The sequence below is a fragment of the Hyalangium gracile genome (genome assembly GCF_020103725.1).
Classification (GTDB): domain Bacteria; phylum Myxococcota; class Myxococcia; order Myxococcales; family Myxococcaceae; genus Hyalangium; species Hyalangium gracile.
Map to the genome: position 1 here is coordinate 356891 of NZ_JAHXBG010000005.1, position 16830 is coordinate 373720.

At 69.3% G+C, this 16830-nt stretch carries 12 protein-coding genes; 11 read left to right on the forward strand and 1 reads right to left on the reverse strand.

Annotated features, from left to right (window positions below; genetic code table 11):
• Positions 1–202: 202 nt before the first annotated feature.
• The 4 genes from KY572_RS12250 to KY572_RS12265 all read left to right on the forward strand — a co-directional run bounded on the left by KY572_RS12250 (position 203) and on the right by KY572_RS12265 (position 6645).
• The gene (locus KY572_RS12250; protein ID WP_224242755.1) at positions 203–1756 is read left to right on the forward strand and encodes a PAS domain-containing sensor histidine kinase; all 1554 of its coding nucleotides are present in this window, start codon (positions 203–205) and stop codon (positions 1754–1756) included.
• Positions 1757–2069: 313 nt separating this feature from the next.
• Positions 2070–2828, forward strand: a complete 759-nt coding sequence (locus KY572_RS12255; protein ID WP_224242756.1) for a DUF5953 family protein — start codon at positions 2070–2072, stop codon at positions 2826–2828.
• Between the two features lie 216 nt (positions 2829–3044).
• Complete coding sequence (locus KY572_RS12260; protein WP_224242757.1) at positions 3045–5393, forward strand: PAS domain-containing sensor histidine kinase; 2349 nt, start codon at positions 3045–3047, stop codon at positions 5391–5393.
• A 133-nt stretch (positions 5394–5526) separates the two neighbouring features.
• Positions 5527–6645: an ATP-binding protein gene (locus KY572_RS12265; RefSeq protein WP_224242758.1), complete on the forward strand. Its 1119-nt coding sequence runs from the start codon at positions 5527–5529 to the stop codon at positions 6643–6645.
• Positions 6646–6651: 6 nt separating this feature from the next.
• Here KY572_RS12265 and KY572_RS12270 read toward each other — a convergent pair whose 3' ends face one another.
• Positions 6652–8127 (reverse strand): glycosyltransferase, encoded by a 1476-nt coding sequence (locus KY572_RS12270; RefSeq protein ID WP_224242759.1) that lies wholly within the window; start codon positions 8125–8127, stop codon positions 6652–6654.
• 530 nt (positions 8128–8657) lie between these two features.
• Here KY572_RS12270 and KY572_RS12275 point away from each other — a divergent pair.
• From KY572_RS12275 to KY572_RS12305, 7 genes are all read left to right on the forward strand, one after another.
• Positions 8658–10247, forward strand: coding sequence for an eCIS core domain-containing protein (locus KY572_RS12275; protein ID WP_224242760.1), 1590 nt, complete (start codon positions 8658–8660; stop codon positions 10245–10247).
• A gap of 207 nt (positions 10248–10454) precedes the next feature.
• Positions 10455–11057 (forward strand): DUF4255 domain-containing protein, encoded by a 603-nt coding sequence (locus KY572_RS12280; RefSeq protein WP_224242761.1) that lies wholly within the window; start codon positions 10455–10457, stop codon positions 11055–11057.
• Positions 11054–11836, forward strand: a complete 783-nt coding sequence (locus KY572_RS12285; protein ID WP_224242762.1) for a hypothetical protein — start codon at positions 11054–11056, stop codon at positions 11834–11836. Before KY572_RS12280 ends, KY572_RS12285 begins: the two co-directional genes overlap by 4 nt.
• A gap of 15 nt (positions 11837–11851) precedes the next feature.
• Positions 11852–13696 (forward strand): phage tail sheath family protein, encoded by a 1845-nt coding sequence (locus KY572_RS12290; protein ID WP_224242763.1) that lies wholly within the window; start codon positions 11852–11854, stop codon positions 13694–13696.
• Positions 13697–13711: 15 nt separating this feature from the next.
• Positions 13712–14185: a phage tail protein gene (locus tag KY572_RS12295; protein ID WP_224242764.1), complete on the forward strand. Its 474-nt coding sequence runs from the start codon at positions 13712–13714 to the stop codon at positions 14183–14185.
• 13 nt (positions 14186–14198) lie between these two features.
• Entirely contained in the window at positions 14199–16202 is a 2004-nt protein-coding gene (locus tag KY572_RS12300; RefSeq protein WP_224242765.1) for a phage tail sheath family protein, read from the forward strand.
• A gap of 3 nt (positions 16203–16205) precedes the next feature.
• Positions 16206–16829 (forward strand): phage tail protein, encoded by a 624-nt coding sequence (locus KY572_RS12305; RefSeq protein ID WP_224242766.1) that lies wholly within the window; start codon positions 16206–16208, stop codon positions 16827–16829.
• The last annotated feature ends 1 nt before the right edge of the window (position 16830 follow it).

The following is a 16830-nucleotide window of genomic DNA, read 5'->3' on the forward strand; positions in this document are numbered from 1 at the left end:
ACCCTCTCGCAGATCCAACTTCAGAAGAACGTTTCGCGCGAACGTCCTGCCCGTCTGGCAGCCGACCGATGGCTCCCGCACAACGTACGTTGGTCGACGAATGGGGGTCCCTCGGGACTTCACGGACTCCCGGTGATTCAGGGGCGAGAGTACACATTTCTACATGAGCAACGTGCCCGTGCCTGTCTTACCGGAGGGAGTCGTGACGGAGCATCCTCTGGGAGTACGGGCCGTGCCGGCCTTGGCTCCGGAGCGAGTCTCCGCGCAGGCGGAGGCGCTGCCCTACCGCGATCTGTTCCTGGCGCTGGCCGAGGAGCTGCCAGACGCGATCTTCACCAAGGATCTGCAGGGTCGCTACACGTACATCAACAGCGCGGGGGCACGCTTCCTGGGCCGTCCCGCCGAGGAGATCCTCGGCCGCAGGGACTGCGAGCTGCTGGGGCTGGAGGAGGCGCGCAACTCACAGGAGTTCGATCGCCAGACGCTGCTGGCCGGGCGCACGCTGCACGCGGAGATGAGCGAGTGGCTGGCGGGCGTGCAGCGCGAGTGGCTGTCCACGAAGGGCGTGCTGCGGCGAGCGGATGGGCAGGTGACGGGGCTGTTCGGCATCTGCCGGGATGTGTCGGACCACCGGCGCAGCGAGGCGGCCCGGAGCCAGAGCGAGGCGCTGTTCCGCGCGGCGTCGAGCAACAGCTTCGATGCGTTCTTCATCGTCCGGGCCGATTCGGAGGGGCTGCGCCTGCTGCACGTGAACACGCACGCCGAGGCGCTGCTGGGCTGCGCGGCGCGCCAGGCCGAGGGGCACCTGCTCTCCGACTTCCCCCAGGCGGCCTTCATCGCGCCGCCGCCGCTGTGCCAGGAGGTGTGGCGGACGGGCAAGCCCCATGACGAGGAGCTGAAGCAGGTGCTCCCGCGACACGGCCGTCGGTGGTTCCGCCGCCAGCTCAGCGCGGTGGGCGAGTGCATGGCCGTCATGGTGCGAGACATCACCGAGCACCGCGAGAACGAGCTGCGCCTGCGGCTCAACGAGCGGATGGCGGCGGTGGGCATGCTGGCCGCGGGCGTGGCGCACGAGATCAACAACCCGCTGGCGTTCGTGCTGAGCAACCTGCACTACATCGAGAAGGAGCTGCGCCGGCTGAAGCTCGCCCAGAGCGACCTGGGCGAGATGATGGAGGCGATCACCGACGCGCGCGAGGGCGCCGAGCGCATGCGCGGCATCGTGCAGAGCCTGCGCTCGCTCGCGCGGGGAGACTCGGTCAACACGCAGCCGATGGACCTCCACGAGGTGCTGGACAACTCGGTCCAGCTGGCGTGGGGGCGGCTGCGCAGCCGGGGGAACGTGGTGCGCGATTACGCCGAGCTGCCGCAGGTGCTGGCCAACTCGGTCCAGCTCTCCCAGGTCTTCGTGAACCTGCTGGTGAACGCGGCCCAGGCCCTGCCCGAGTCGGGGGGAGGCGAGATCCGGGTGGTGACGCGCCAGCACAGCGACTCGATGGTGCGGGTGGAGGTGCACGACACCGGTTGCGGCATCCCGGTGGAGAACCTCGAGCGCATCTTCGAGCCCTTCTTCACCACGAAGCCGGTGGGAGAAGGTACGGGCCTGGGGCTGTCCATCAGCCACGACATCGTCCGAGGGCTGGGCGGCGAGCTGACCGTGAACAGCACCCCGGGCGTGGGGACCACCTTCCGCCTCCTGCTGCCGGTGGCCCCCGAGGACGCTCCCTCGGGCTCCACGCAGGGCGAGGTCCACTGACCCCCAGGGACCGTCCGCTGACACGGACGATTCGTCCGCGTTGGGAGACGGTCCGGGGAACCGGTGTAATTCCGATGACTTAGAGAGGAGCCGGTCCCCACTCAGTGGGGAGCAGCCCGTTCGCCACTCCTGACTCAGTCAGGAGTAGCCACGCGCCAGTCCCCACTCAGTGGGGAGCAGCCCGTTCTCCACTCCTGACTCAGTCAGGAGTAGCCTCTCGCCGAGTTCCTCTCCGTGGGGAGTAGCCCGTTCGCCACACCTGACTCAGTCAACTGGATGACGCCCTCAATATCGTCGTCACGGGGTGCAAACGATGACGACGCAAAGCAGCCTCGGCATCATCGTCTACGCGCCTGCTCTGGTAGGCAATGACCCGCGGACGCTCGATAGCGTCCATGGGATGGAAAAGGCGCTCTCCGGCTTGCGCCTGGAGTGGCGGCTCTCCGACAGCGGGCGCCCCATCGCATTGCCGCAGCGCGATGCGTGGCTCGCAGAAAAGACGCGGGACGGGAAATTCCCTATCCTGTGTAACGGGGATGAGAGCTACCCCGTGACGATTAATGGGAGGGGAAGAGATGGGCTTTTCAGCCCAGGCGGTCAGCCCCTGTTTGAGGTGCATGCGGAACTGCCACTGGACGAGCGCGTGAGTGCGTCGGCGGCGGCTGTGCTCGAGGGCGTGGCGGAGGGGGCGTGTGCGCTGTGGGGGGAGGCGACGCCATACGCCGCTGCGGTGGACATCGCGTATCAGACAGCCCCCACGCAGGAGGGGCCGCCGTCCCCACGCCGGGGGCTGCCCGCCCTGAAGCTCTTCGAGCACATCCGCTCGCCTGAAATTCCCGCTTACCTCGGGTGGCTGAACTATTGGTCGGCCGCTGCCGCACGCGCCATCGGATTCCCAGCCCCCGCGCGCGACGCCGAGCTGCTCTCGCGGGCGCGGCGCACGGCGTCGGGCGGGTGGGTGGTGCAGCTCACGGAGGCACCGCTCGAGCTCGACACCCCCGCCCACCTGGACGCGCTGAAGCGCGCCTACGAGCGCTTCCCGGAGATCGGCGGGCGCGTCACTCCGCGCTGAGGGGACTGCTGCTCTCCCTAGCTGCTGTCTGCGAGATATGGGGCAGGCGGTCCCCGAAACCCACGCCAAAGGGGGAGGCACTCGGGGAGGGAGGAGGTGGCGTCACGCCCCCTTGGCGGCGTGCATAACTTGAAGTGTTGGAGTACTCATGTTCGTTCCGGAGGGCCACGCCGATACGCTGGGGTTTCGGCCATGATGGAGGAGCCTACGAGGGGAATGGCGCTCGGAGAGCTGCTCGCGCGGTTTCGGCAGCGGCTCATCGCCTCCTGGCTGGAGCGCGCCGAGCAGCGGCTGCATCCGCCGCTGAGCCGGGCCGCACTGGCGGACAGCATGCCCGGGTTCGTGGATGAGCTCGTCCGCCGGTTGGGCGCCAGCCCTCCCGGCGCGGGCCCGCGCGCCGCGCCCGAGAGGGGCTCGGCGCCGGTCCGTGTCCCTTCGCGCGTGCCCGAGGGGGCCAGCCTCGAAGTCATCCTGTCGGAATATGGCCTGCTGCGCGAGTCCATCCTGGAGCTCGTCGAGGAGTTCGGGCTGTCGATGACGGTGGGCGAGGTGCGCGTGCTCTCCCTCTGCCTCGAGCAGGCCATGGCGGGAGCGGCCTTCCACGCCTTCCAGCAACGCGAGGCGGAAGCGGAGGTGGCCCTGGCGCGGATGCGGCAGCTCGTCGACGCCAACATCGTGGGCCTCATCTTCTGGGATCTCGAAGGGGACATCACGGACGCCAACGAAGTCTTCCTCTCCTCCGTCGGCTACACGCGGCGGGAGCTGGAGGCGGGGCTCGTCAACTGGCGCAGCCTCACCCCGCCGGAGTGGCTGGAGCAGGATCAGCAACTGGTGGCGGAGCTGCTCGCGACGGGGAAGCATCGGCCCGCCGAGAAGGAGTATTTCCGCAAGGACGGGAGCCGGGTGCCCATCGTGGTGGCCTCCACCTTCTATCCGGGCAGCAAGCGCGAGGGCGTGGGCTTCGTCCTGGACATCAGCACCCGCAAGCAGGTGGAGACGGCGCTGCGCGAGAGCGAGGCGCGAGCACGCGCGGTCGCCGCCGCGGCCGAGTCCGAGCGGGCCTTGCTCGATGCCATCCTCGAGGCGGCGCCCGTGGGCATCATCGTCGCGGATGCCAATGGCCGCATCCTGCGCATGAACTCCGCCAACGCGCGCTTGTGGGGCCCCGCGCCCCTCTCCGAGAGCGTGGAGGCCTACCGGGACTGGCAGGGGCGGTGGGCCGACGGCTCGGAGCGGCACGGCCGCCCCGTGCAGCCCGCGGAGTGGGCGCTGTCGCGAGCCCTGCGCGGAGAGGTGACGCCGGGGGACGTGGTGGAGATCGTCCCCTTCGACGCGCCCGGGGCGCGCCGGACCATGGTGAACTCCGGCGCGCCGGTGCGGACCCCGGAGGGGCGCATCATCGGAGGCGTGGTCGCGCAGATGGACATCACCGCGCGCCTGCACGCCGAGACCGCGTTGCGCGAGAGCGAGGCCCGCTTCCGGGCGCTCGCCGACAACATCTCGCAGCTGGCCTGGATGGCGGACGCGACAGGCTTCATCTCCTGGTACAACCGCCGCTGGTACGAATACACCGGCACCACCTACGAGCAGATGCGGGGCTGGGGGTGGAGGGCCGTGCATGATCCCGCGCACCTGCCGCGGGTGGAGGAGCGCTTCCGGCAGGCCATCCACTCCGGGCAGGAGTGGGAGGACACCTTCCCGCTGCGCGGCAGGGACGGGCGGTTGCGCTGGTTCCTGTCCCGGGCGATGCCCGTGCGAGACGAGCAGGGGCAGGTCATCCGCTGGTTCGGCACCAACACCGACGTGGAGGAGCATCGCCGCCAGGAGGCCGCGCTGCGCGAGGCCGTGCAGGCCCGCGATGTGTTCCTCTCCGTGGCGGCGCATGAGCTGAAGACGCCGATCACCAGCCTCGCCCTGCGCCTGGCGCAGTTGCGCAAGGACACGGAGGCGGAGCCGGAGGGCCGCGCGTCGAGCTCCTCCACGCTCCGCCGCCTGGAGGCCGCCGAGAGCCAGGTGCGCAGGCTGAAGGGCCTGGTGAACAGCCTGATTGACGTGTCGAGCATCGCCGGCGAGGGGCTCTCGGTCACGCTCGAGGAGATCGACGTGGCGGAGGTCGTCCGAGACGTCACCCGGGCCATGGCTCCCCAGGCCGAGCGCATGGGCTCACCCCTGGAGGTGAGGGTGTGTGAGCGCGCCCTGGGCCGGTTCGATCGGGAGCGGTTGGGGCAGGTGCTGAGGAGCCTGCTGGGCAACGCCATCAAGTTCGGGCCCGGCAAGCCTATCCGCGTCGAGCTGGACATGGAGGGCCCATGGGCGCGGCTGCGCGTCCGTGACGAGGGTATCGGCATCGCCCCCGAGACGCTGGGCCGGCTCTTCGGGAAGTTCGAGCGCGGCGTGCCGGAGCGGCACTACGGGGGCCTGGGACTGGGGCTGTACGTGACCCGGCACCTCATCGAGGCCATGGGCGGCACGGTGCGGGTGGAGAGTGCCCTCGGGCAAGGCGCCACGTTCATCGTCGAGCTGCCCCTGCTCGGCGCGCCCTGCCTGGAGGGCCAGGACCGCTAGCGCGAGGGCTCCCACCTCTGCATGGGCCTTGTGAGCAGCCCAACCCTCCAGCAAGGCTAGAGGCAGTTCACCGTCGAACGTAGGCCACCCGAGCGAGTATCCTGGCGAACGGATGTTGGGTACCGCTGTCGCCATGCCGAGCACTGGGAAGAGAGCTTCCATCGCGACCAGGAATACGAAAACGCGCCCCGAGCGTGCCAGTACGGACCAGAGCCTGCGCTCCGAGCGGGAGAAGGCCGATCTCGAGTACGACAAGCGGCAGACGGCGATTGATGAGGCGGAAGATGCCGCCATCCACAAGGCCCGGGGCAAGGCGGATAAGAACTTACGCGCGGCCCGCCACCGCGCGGATTCGGAGCTGACACGGAGCAAGACACCCGTGAAAGCCCGGGAGAAGCTTTCCCGGGAGCGGGCGAATGAGGACACCGCGCTACAGGAGGAGCGGGCCACCGCTGATGAGGCGCGGCGGGACGAGCGCGCGGAGCGCAAGCGTGCCCTGGCTGCGCTCCTTCACCTGGAACGAGAGGCCACCGACAAACACCTGCTGCTCGAGCGGCTGCGCTCCGATGAAGGGCTGGTGACGCGGGAGCAGATCCTGGAGATGGTCAACCACGATTTGTTCTCACTGCTCGGGGGCATCGCTCTACAGGCGGACCTTCTCCTTCAGAATGCCGCCGAGGACGCGGTGGGCAGGAAGACAGCGACAGCCGCCAGGTACATCCAGCGCTTCACCGCCGGAATGAAGCGGCTGATCGGCGACCTGGTGGATGTGGCCAGCCTCGACGCGGGCAAGCTCCGCGTCACTCCCGTGCAGCAGGACGCTACCGAGCTCGTGCGGGAGTCCGTCGAGGCGTTCCTCCCCCTGGCCCGTGCCCAGGGGCTCGCTCTCGAGGCGCGGACTGGAGAGAAGAAGGTGATGGCGAAGCTCGATCATGACCGCGTCCTCCAGGTCCTCGCCAACCTGCTGAGCAATGCCATCAAGTTCACCCCGAAGGGAGGCAGGATCTCGATTCGAGTCGAGCCGGCCGCTCAGGGCGTTCTCTTCTCCGTGACGGACACCGGCTCGGGAATCCCGAGCGAGCAGCTGGAGGCCGTGTTCGAGCGTTACTGGCAGGCCCACAACGGGGGCCCAAGAGGGCTGGGACTTGGGCTCTACATCTCCAAGGGCATCGTGGACGCCCATGGGGGACGGATCTGGGTTGAGAGTCAGCCAGGCAAGGGCAGCACCTTCTCGTTCACGATTCCGGGGTGACGGTGCTCAGGCGCGTCGGTGCCGCAGCGCCAGCAGCTCCCAGTCGATCTCGTGGCCGTTGGTGTGCTTGCGCAGGACGCCGAAGCGGGCCAGCGCATGGCTGCGCCGGTTCCCCGGCACGAAGTAGTCGATGGAGTCCACGTCCCAGTAGGACAGGTGCGTCGGATCCCGGAAGGCTTCGTCGTGGTGGCGGTCGGGCAGCCGGATCCGGATCACCGCGTTGTGCCGGGCGATGCGCCAGAGCTCCTCGAGGATCTGCACCTTGTGCGCCACGTGCTCCAGGACGTGGTGCGCGACGATCTCGTCGAACGCGTCATCCTCGAAGGGCAGCCGGGGGTTGAACGGGTTGAGCTCGGCGGACACGTCGAAGCCCGGCAGCGGCTTCGGGCTGAAGTTGAGGTAGCCGGACCTCATGTCTGGCTCGTAGCCGAAGTTGAGGCGCCGCGCGGCCTGGGGCTCGAGCAGCCGCAGGAGATCTCCCCGGAGCTGCTTCAGCCCCAGGTTCCGGGACGCGAACGTCCGCGCGTTCGCGCTCATCCGCAGCCGTCGCTCCGGCTCGCGGTGGAGCAGCTCGCAGTAGCGCTTGAACTCCTCGTTGCTGTCGCAGAGAAACCCGTTGTGGCCGTGGATCACCTGATCCACGAGGCCGCCCCGGTTCTCGACGACGGGCACCACGCCGGCGGCCATGGCCTCCGTGACGGTGCGGCACCAGCCCTCGTGCCAGGTCGCCTCGTCCGTCTTGAAGAGGAGCACGTCGAGCCGCGACAGGAGCTGCTCCACGGGCACCGCGCCGTTCTCCAGGAAGCGCACGCGCGGCGGCAAGGAGACCCCTCGGAACTTCCCTGGGATGCCCATGCACACGAACTCGCTGTCCGGGATGTCGATGCTCGACAGCAGCTCGAGGAAGTCGTCCGAGTACTTGCTGTCATCCCCGCGGCTCCAGCGCCCGATCCGGAACGTGCCGTCCTCCGCGCGGCGGACGGCGCCGTAGCGCTCGGTATCGACCCTCGGGTGGATGATGGAGCAGGACTCGAAGTCCTGGAGCTCGACGCCCGGCGTGTTGTGGAGGCTGAAGCTGCTGGCGAAGACGAGGCGCGAGACGGCCCGGCCTCGCAGGTGGTGGTAGCGCTCCACCCACGCGCCGCACAGCCCTGGCGTGTGGAGCCAGGCGCACAGCATGACGCCCGGGGGCGCCTCGCGGAAGCGCACGTACTCCCCTCGGAGCCGCTCATCATTCCCCACGCAGTGGTAGAAGACGCCGCGCAGCGCGGGGGTGACGTCATCCTCGGTGACGAGCGAGTTCCGACGCACCTCGATCCCCTGCCCTTCCACCTGGGCCAGCAGCTCGGTCGAGAGCCATGCGTCGCGATTGATGAAGAAGACGTGGCGGTACTCGGGCAGCGCGCGAGCACAGTCGACGGCGCAGAGAACATCTCCGGCCACGTACAGCCCTTGGAGCTGATGGTAGAGGGTGGCGTGCATTTCGGTCCCCGTCGGGAACGATAGCAGCACGGTCCGACGCGACTGATGCAGGTGCAGGGCGAGAACACGAATGCCTCGCGCCGCGTTGACACGGGTCGAGCCCTCTCGGTACCTTGCCCTCTGCTCAGCCGGGGAGAGCCCCCGGATCACGGAAGCCGCGCGAGCAATTGGAGCGCCTCTCTTGTAGCGGCGCATCGTGCCCCCGGAGGTGCATGATGTCCTCCCGACGCTCGCCGTCCGCGAAACAGGGAGAGAACTCCGCCCAGGACAGAGGGGCGAAGGGGACGCCCAACAGCGCGCTCCCCGCCGCTCCGCCAGCGCGCTGCGCGGGTGGGCGAGCCCTGCTCTCCAACATGGACGAGGCCCGGTTCCGCGCGCTCGCCGCGGACGGGCTCGGAGGCTGGCGCTACCGCCCGTGGATCAGCAACCTCGGCCTGCCAGCGATCGACCTCGATAGGAGAGGTCGCGGCGAGGATAGGCGGACGCGGCCTCGGCGGCTGGCGAGACACCTTCGTGCAGGAGCCCCTCGGATGATGACCTTCCAGCGGAAGCAGCCTCCACAACCCGCGCGCCGCGCCACACCCGAGCCAGCACCGGGGCGCCCCGCGGACAAGGGCCGGCACAATCCCCTCTGGCATCAGCTCGCCCTGTCGCAGGGCTCGCACGTCCAGCGCAGCCCGAGCACAGCCGAGGTGCCACCCGGCCGTGAGATTCCCTCGATCGTCCAGGACACCCCGCGCTCCGGCGGCGGCCGCCCGCTCGATCCGACGACCCGGGCCTACTTCGAGGCCATGTTCCAGCACCCCTTCGAGGACGTGAGGGTGCACACGGACACGCGGGCCTCGGCGGCGGCTCGATCGATCCATGCTCGCGCGTACACCCTCGGCAGCCACATCGTCTTCCGGGATCCGCACCGCTACGATCCGAGCTCCACGGATGGCAGGCGCCTCCTGGCGCACGAGCTGACGCACGTGGTTCAACAGCGCCAGGGCTCCGCGATGCCCTCGGGGGTCAGCCACCCGGGCGACGCGACGGAAGCGGAAGCCGACCGGGTCTCCGCCGCGCTGGACTCGGGGAGTGCCAGCTCGCGCCCCGTGGAGGTCCGTGGAGCAGCGAGCGCCACGGGCTCCGTGCAGAGAGCCTCTGACTTTGGCGAGATGTACCGGGGCAACGACGGCAAGGTCCGCACCCGCAGCCAAGAGTACGCCGCGTACAAGGCCGCGCTGGGCACGACGAAGGCCTCCAGCGAGAGCGGCGGGCACTACATCTACGAGCCGCTGACACGTGACGAGCTGCTCAAGATCTTCGACGGCGTCGCCAAGGATCTGAGCGAGAACAAGGTCCCCGCCGCGACGATCGACGCCTACGTCGATCATCTCAACCAGGCCTTCCGCGTCCTGAGGATCGACACGGCCGAAGCGCAGGCCTCCTACATCGCGAACGCCTACGTGGAGTCGGACCAGTTCCGCTTCATGACCGAGACCGAGAAGGCCGTGAAGTCGAACAAGCCGTATCAGGCCGTCCCGCAGAACGTGAAGCTCAACACCTCCTGGCTGGACGAGGCCGCCACGGGGCAGGTGAAGTTCAAGGGCGGAGTGCTCAAGGTCGACAACTACCACACCGGCGGCTCCATCAATCCCAAGGGGGACTGGCAGAAGAGCTTCATCGGACGAGGCCCCATCCAGGTCACCCACCGGCACAACTACGTGCAGGTGATCGCGATCCTCGAGAACCGCGCGGAGGAGCTCCAGAAGGAGGATCCGGGCTCGAAGGATCTCAAGGACCTCCTCGAAGCCATCGAGAAGATCAAGGCGGATCCCCGCGAGGCGGCCAACCCGAAGTACGGGTTCCTGGTCTCCGCGGCCTTCATGCGGATGCCGGATCCCACGAGGAACGGACTCCGAGGCGACGAGAAGGCCAACCTGGGCGAGGTGACCAGCTGGATGGGCCCGCAGGTCGAAGGCGAGAAGAAGAAGAAGGCCTACAAGAAGGCCTTCGAGGTTCTCATCGCCAAGTACGTGGATGAGCAGACGGCGATGGAGAACAAGGGCCAGCTGCCCTCGGCCGCGGAGGAGCAGGCCCGCAGGGATCGCGGTGAGGATCCGTTTCCGTATCGCTAGATTTCTCCTCGTGCCCGGCTCGTAATTTTTCGGTCTCACTCGCCCGCGTGCTCACGGAGCAATGGCCTGGCCAGGTCGTGTGATCAGCGCGAAACGGACACCCCAGCACGTCATTGACCGTTCAGAGGCGATTGATACTCTCCGCATGTTTTCGCCGGCCGCATTGTGAAGGCAGACACTTTTTTTCCCTGAGGGGGGAAGTGACGCATGGCGAGCTTCGCGGGCATCTCCGCGGCAGGGAAGAGCCTGGAAAGGCTCCTCACGGCGTGCTTCACGGAGGAGCAGCCCGTCCCCGGAAAGCAGACGCGCGCCCTGCTGGTCCGCACGGAGGACTTCGCCCTGACCAACGGCGCCTTGAGCTTCACCACTCCCGCGCTGACGCTCTATCTGTATCGCGTCGACTTCAACAAGACGACGCGCGCCGCCTGGTCCGGCGTGGGCCATCAGGACGGGCGCGGACACCTGCCGCTGGATCTGCACTTCCTCCTCACCGCCTGGGCGGACAACGCGGAGTACGAGCACCGCATCCTCGGCAAGACGATGCAGTGCCTGGAGACCACGCCCATCCTCAACGGCCCGCTGCTCTACCCGGATCCGCACGCCGACTGGGCTCCCAACGAGGCCATCCAGCTCTCGCTCGAGGAGCTCAGCACCGAGGCGGTGATGCGGACGTTCGACTCGCTGCCCACCGACTACAAGCTCAGCATCCCGTACATCGCCCGAGTCATCCGCCTGGACAGCAAGGTGGCCTACCCCTCCCCGCTCGTCAAAGCCGTGGCGACCGGCCTCAAGCCGAGCTCCTCTCCATGAGCCCCCTCGTCCCGGTGAGCTTCAGCGAGCGGCTCCACCAGCTCGCGCTGGGGCTGGAGCCCATCGACGCGCTCCGGCGCCAGCGGGTCGCCCAGCGGCTGGACGTGAGGGTGGAGGGCTTTCCCAGCTCGGTGTCGCGCTCGGTGGGCCCGCGCATCCCCCGCCACGAGTCCTGTGTGCACGCGCTGCTGCGCTACCCGGGCCTGAAGAGCCCGCTCAGCGTGCTCTTCCAGGACGAGACGCGCCGCTTCGTCCCCCGCCGCCTGAGCGTGCCCGTCGCGCCCAACGCCCCCACCATGCTGCGCCCCGGCTTCTTCCCGGGCGCCGCCTATGACGTGACGGATCGCACCACGGGCCTGCGGGCCATGGTGGAGCGTGGCGGCAAGCCCATGCGCTGGGCCCGCGTGGAGGCGCGCCTGCCGGCGGCCACTCCGGGCACCGGCACGCTGGTGGGCCGCGCCCACGGCGACGATCGCGGCGAGTTCCTGCTGCTGCTGTGGCCCGCCGCCTCCACGCTCGGCGTGCTGACCAGCACGCTCCAGGTGGAGGTCACCGTCTTCGGCCCCCAGACAGCGCCCGTGCCGGACACCCCTTCGCAGCCACGGGAGGACCCGCTCTGGGATCTGCCCCTGGAGAAGGCCCTCGCCTCCACGCCCGACACCGTCACCCCGGGGGAAGCCCTCCCGGACAACTACGAAGCCACCGCCACCAGTCGTCTCACCCTTCCCTTCACGCTGGGGAAGCTCACCAGCACAGTCCTACCCATCGTCTTCTCTTGAAGCAGGAGCCGCGCGATGCCCGAGTACCTGGCACCGGGAGTCTATGTCGAAGAAGTCAGCTTCCGGTCGAAGTCGATTGAAGGTGTTCCCACCAGTACCACGGGCTTCGCCGGGGTGACCCGCTTCGGCCCGGTGCAGTACCCCGGCGGCCCGAAGACCACCGAGCCCCGCCTCATCACCAGCTTCACCGAGTTCGAGGCGGTGTACGGCGGTCTGGAGCCGCTCGAGGTGGGGGCCAGTCCCGCCACCGCCAAGGAGCACCTGCCCTACACCGCGCACGCGGCCCGCGCCTTCTTCCTCAACGGCGGCGCGCGCCTCTACGTCTCGCGCGTGTTCAGCCCGCGCAGCGGCTCGGATCTGGGGATCGCCAGCACCTCCGTGACGGTGGGCGGCACCACCGCGAAGTGGAAGGCGCGCTGGCCCGGCAGCTACGGCAACGTCTGGGTCGACTGCCAGGTGGTGCGCAGCAAGAACATCGCCTACGTCAACGCGGAGCTGGGCAACATCGTCCAGGTGCGCCGCGCCAAGAAGGGCGCCGTGGTGGAGATCATCGCCTCTGGCACTCCGCCCGTCGGCAACGCCCCGCTCGACATCAGCAAGCTGGCGCAGGTGGACATCGACGAGGACGGCAAGCAGCTGTTCATGCGCGGCGGGGCGCCCGTCACGCTCAACGCCACCGACGTCGTCCAGCTCGTGGAGCTGCGCGTCCAGGTGAAGGTGACGCCCGAGCGCACCAGCTTCCATGACGAGCTGGGCGCCGACCCGGAGCAGACCCGCTACATCGGGAAGATCCTCCAGCTGGACGACCCGGAGGACGAGAACGCCGTCATCTGGCTGGACTACAAGCCCGAGGACGCCGGCCAGGACGCGGCCGCCAAGCTGATGGTGGCGCTCCAGGGCAACACCAACAAGCGCCTGACGGGCGGCAACGACGGGCAGATGCCCATCCCCGCGCTGCTGGCGGGCAGCCCGGCCGACCCGGACAACGCCACCATCAAGGCCACGGGGCTCGAGGCGCTGGGAGAGCTCGACGACATCGCCATCGTGGCGCTGCCCGACTCCGGCACCTACGCCAACGAGAATGACTGCATCGCCGCGACGGACTACCTCATCCGCCACGCCGAGGCGCAGCGCTACCGCATCGCCGTGGTGGACGCGCCCGCCCACAGCTCCATCAGCAAGGTGCGCGCGTTCCGCGGCCGCTTCGACAGCAAGTACGCGGCGCTCTACCACCCGTGGATCGAGACGCTCGATCCCACCCAGCGCCCGGCGCAGGGCGCGCCGCCGGACCGGCTGCTGCTGCCGCCGTCGGGCTTCGTGGCCGGCATCTACGCGCGCAGCGACATCGAGCGCGGCGTGCACAAGGCCCCCGCCAACGAGGTGGTCAACGGCCTGACGAAGTTCGAGCTCAACATCAACAAGCCGCGCCAGGACGTGCTCAACCCGGAGGGCATCAACGCGCTGCGCTTCTTCGAGGGGCGCGGCAACCGGGTGTGGGGCGCCCGGACGATGAGCTCGGATCCCGAGTGGAAGTACGTCAACGTCCGCCGGCTCTTCATCTACCTGGAGCACTCGATCGACAAGGGCACGCAGTGGGCGGTGTTCGAGCCCAACAACGAGCGGCTCTGGGCCAACGTGCGGCAGACGATCGAGGACTTCCTGTACGTGCTCTGGAAGGACGGCGCGCTGCTGGGCAACAAGCCCGAGGACGCGTTCTTCGTGCGCTGCGACCGCACCACCATGACGCAGAACGATCTGGATAACGGGCGGCTCATCTGCCTGGTCGGAGTGGCCCCCACCAAGCCGGCCGAGTTCGTCATCTTCCGCGTCGGCCAGTACACCGCCAACGCCAAGGCCTAACCCGAGGACCTTCGCATGCCTACCTATCGCGACAATCCGTACGGCGCATTCAACTTCCTCGTCTCGCTGGGCAGCGGCCCTGGCGGCAACCAGGGTGACGGCTCGCTGGGCACCATCATCGGCGGCTTCTCGGACGTGAGCGGGCTCGGGATGGAGGTGAAGTACTCCGAGTACCGCAACGGCAACGAGAAGGTGAACCTGGCTCGGAAGATCCCCAACACGCACACCGTCGACGACATCACCCTGAAGCGAGGGCTGGTGGGCTCGGACGATCTGTTCCAGTGGCTGAAGTCGGTGCGAGACGGCACGGCCGATCCGCGCAACGTCACCATCACCCTGCTGGACGAGGCTCGCAACGCGGTGGCCACCTTCACCCTGCGCAACGCGCAGCCGAAGAAGTGGAGCGGCCCCACGCTGGCGGCCAAGGGCGGCGGCGAGGTGGCGATGGAGGAGCTCCACCTGGTCCACGAAGGCATCGAGTACAAGTAGAGAGGGCCCGTCCGTGACCGAGCGACTGCGGCTGGGAGCCCCCGGCGTCTACGAGCTACCAGACGTCCCGCTTCGCGTGCTCACGGGCGAGCGGATGGACGTGTGCGCCTTCGTGGGCGTGGCTCCTCGTGGCCCCGCCCGCAGGCCGTTCTTCCACGCGCCCTGGGCCCCCGAGCCATGCACGCCAGGACAGCAGGTGCAGCGCTCGGTCCCCGTGGTGGTGGAGAGCTGGAGCGCCTATCAGCGGCTCTTCGGCGGCTTCGAGGGGCCCGGGCTGCTGCCCTACTCCGTCGCCTCCTTCTTCGAGAACGGCGGGCGGCGGGCGTACGTGGTGCGCATCGTCCACGACTACGGCGCGGGGCACCCCAGCAATGAGCTGGGAGTGGCCCGGGGGCGGCTCACGGGCGCGGTGCTCCCCGGAGGCGGCGCGCCGTGGCTGCGCGCCCGGAACGAGGGAGCGTGGGGCAACACGCTCTCGGCGCGGCTGTCCTTCTCGGCGCGGCCGCTCGTCTTCGATGCAGGCACGGCCACGGCGACCACGCTGGCGCTGGCGCGGGACACGGCGCTGCCGGCGGGCGCCCTGCTCCGGCTGACCCTGGCGGGCGGCACTCAGGTGCTCAGGTTCGTGGCGGACGCCCGCGAGGAGTGGCACCCGGAGACCGGAGTGACGGTGCTGCGCGCCACGCTGGCCAGCTCCGCGGGCTCCGTGCCCGAGCAGGCCGAGGTCATCGAGGGCCTGCTGGAAGTGGATGACGGCGCGGGCCGCACCGAGCGCCTGGAGCGGCTGGGGCTCTCCGCCGCGCACCCTCGCTGGCTGGCCCGGGTGCTGGTGGAGCAGTCCGAGCTGCTGTACCCGGACGAGCGCGCGGGAAAGGTGTGGGTGGAGCAGGAGCTCGTCCTCGCGCCCGCGCTGCCCTCCCTGAGCACCGAGCCCTTCACCGGCGGCGAGGACCGGTATCCCGAGCTCGTCCCCGAGGACTTCATCGACACGGGCTGGACGCCTGGAGACGAGTGCCCTGGCGAGGGCGTGCAGGCGGTCGCGGACATCTCCGAGGTGTCCCTGCTCGTGGTGCCGGATCTCTACTCCCCGGAACCGCTGGTGCCGGTGCAGACGGTGGTGTTCCCCTCCTCCGTCGCTGGCGCGGAGTTCGCGCCCTGCGTGCCCCTGGCCCCGGCTCCCGTGCAGGAGAAGCCCGTGCCCGCGCTGAAGGGGCTGCAGCTCAACCCGGAGCTGCCGGCGGACCTGGAGGAGATCGTCTCCCTCCAGCAGGCGCTGGTGCGGTTCGCCGAGCAGAGCCAGTCCTTCATCGCCCTGCTGGACGTCCCGCCCCGGCTCAATGCCCGGCGGGTGCTCGCGTGGCGGGCGAAGTTCGCCTCCGCGTTCGCGGCCTGCTACGCCCCCTGGCTGGTGGTCACCCGGCGGGATGATCAGCGGGACGCCCTCATCCGCGTGCCCCCCTCGGCGGTGGCGGCGGGGATCATCGCCCGGCGCGAGCTGGAGTCCGGCGTGCAGTTCGGCCCGGCCAACGTGCTCGCCGAGGGCGTGGTGGACGTCACCGAGCGCATGGCGTCCGCGCGGCACGACACGCTCCACCAGGCCTCCATCAACGTCTTCCTGCGCGAGCGCGACGGCGTGCGGCTCACGGCGGCGCGCACCCTCTCGCTCGATCCGAGCTACCGCCAGCTCAGCGTGCGGCGGCTGATGACGCTGCTGCGCCGGGTGCTGGAGCGGCAGATGCAGTGGGTGGTCTTCGAGCCCAACAACGGCCGGCTGCGCGGAGAGGTGCGCCAGCTGCTGCGCACGTACCTGCGCCAGCTCTTCCTCGCCAACGCCTTCCAGGGAGCCCGAGAGGAGGAGGCCTTCTTCGTCCGCTGCGACGAGACGCTGAACTCGCGGCAGGTGGTGGACAGCGGCCGGCTCGTCGCCGAGGTGGGCGTGGCGCCCGCCGAGCCCCTGGAGTTCCTCGTGCTGCAGATCGCCCGCGAGGGCGACGGCACCCTGCGGGTGGGAGGCTGAGCCATGGCGCCCATCGACACCGGCAGCCGCCGGCTCGCGAACACCTTCAACTTCCGCGTCACCCTGCGCCGCAGCGCGGGGCCTCCGGCGGGGGCCTCGGCGGGCATCTCCGCCAGCGTCTCCGCCAGTGCCTCCATCGGAGCGGGAGGGTTCTCCGCGGGCATCCAGGCCTCGGCCTCGATCGGCTTCGGAGGCTCCGCGGGCGGCGACCTGCTGGGAGATGGCGGCTTCCAGGAGTGCTCCGGGCTGGAGATCTCCATGGACATCCAGCAGCTGGAGGAAGGCGGCCGCAACGACGGCGTCATCCAGCGCGTGGGACGGGGCAAGTATCAACCGATCGTGCTCAAGCGGGGCTTCTTCTATGACTCGAGCGGCCAGGTGAACCCGGAGCTGTGGCGCTGGCTCCAGGGCATCCTGAGCGGCGTGCGGCCCGTGCCCCGCTACGACGGCGTCATCGAGGTGCTGGACACGCGGGGCGAGGGGGATGACGGGAACGTGCTCGCCACCTGGACCTTCGACCGAGGGCTGCCCGCGAAGCTGGTCGGCCCGCAGCTCAATGCGCGCTCTGGCGAGATCGCCATCGAGGAACTCCACATCGCCCACGAGGGCCTGAGGCTCTCCTTCTGAC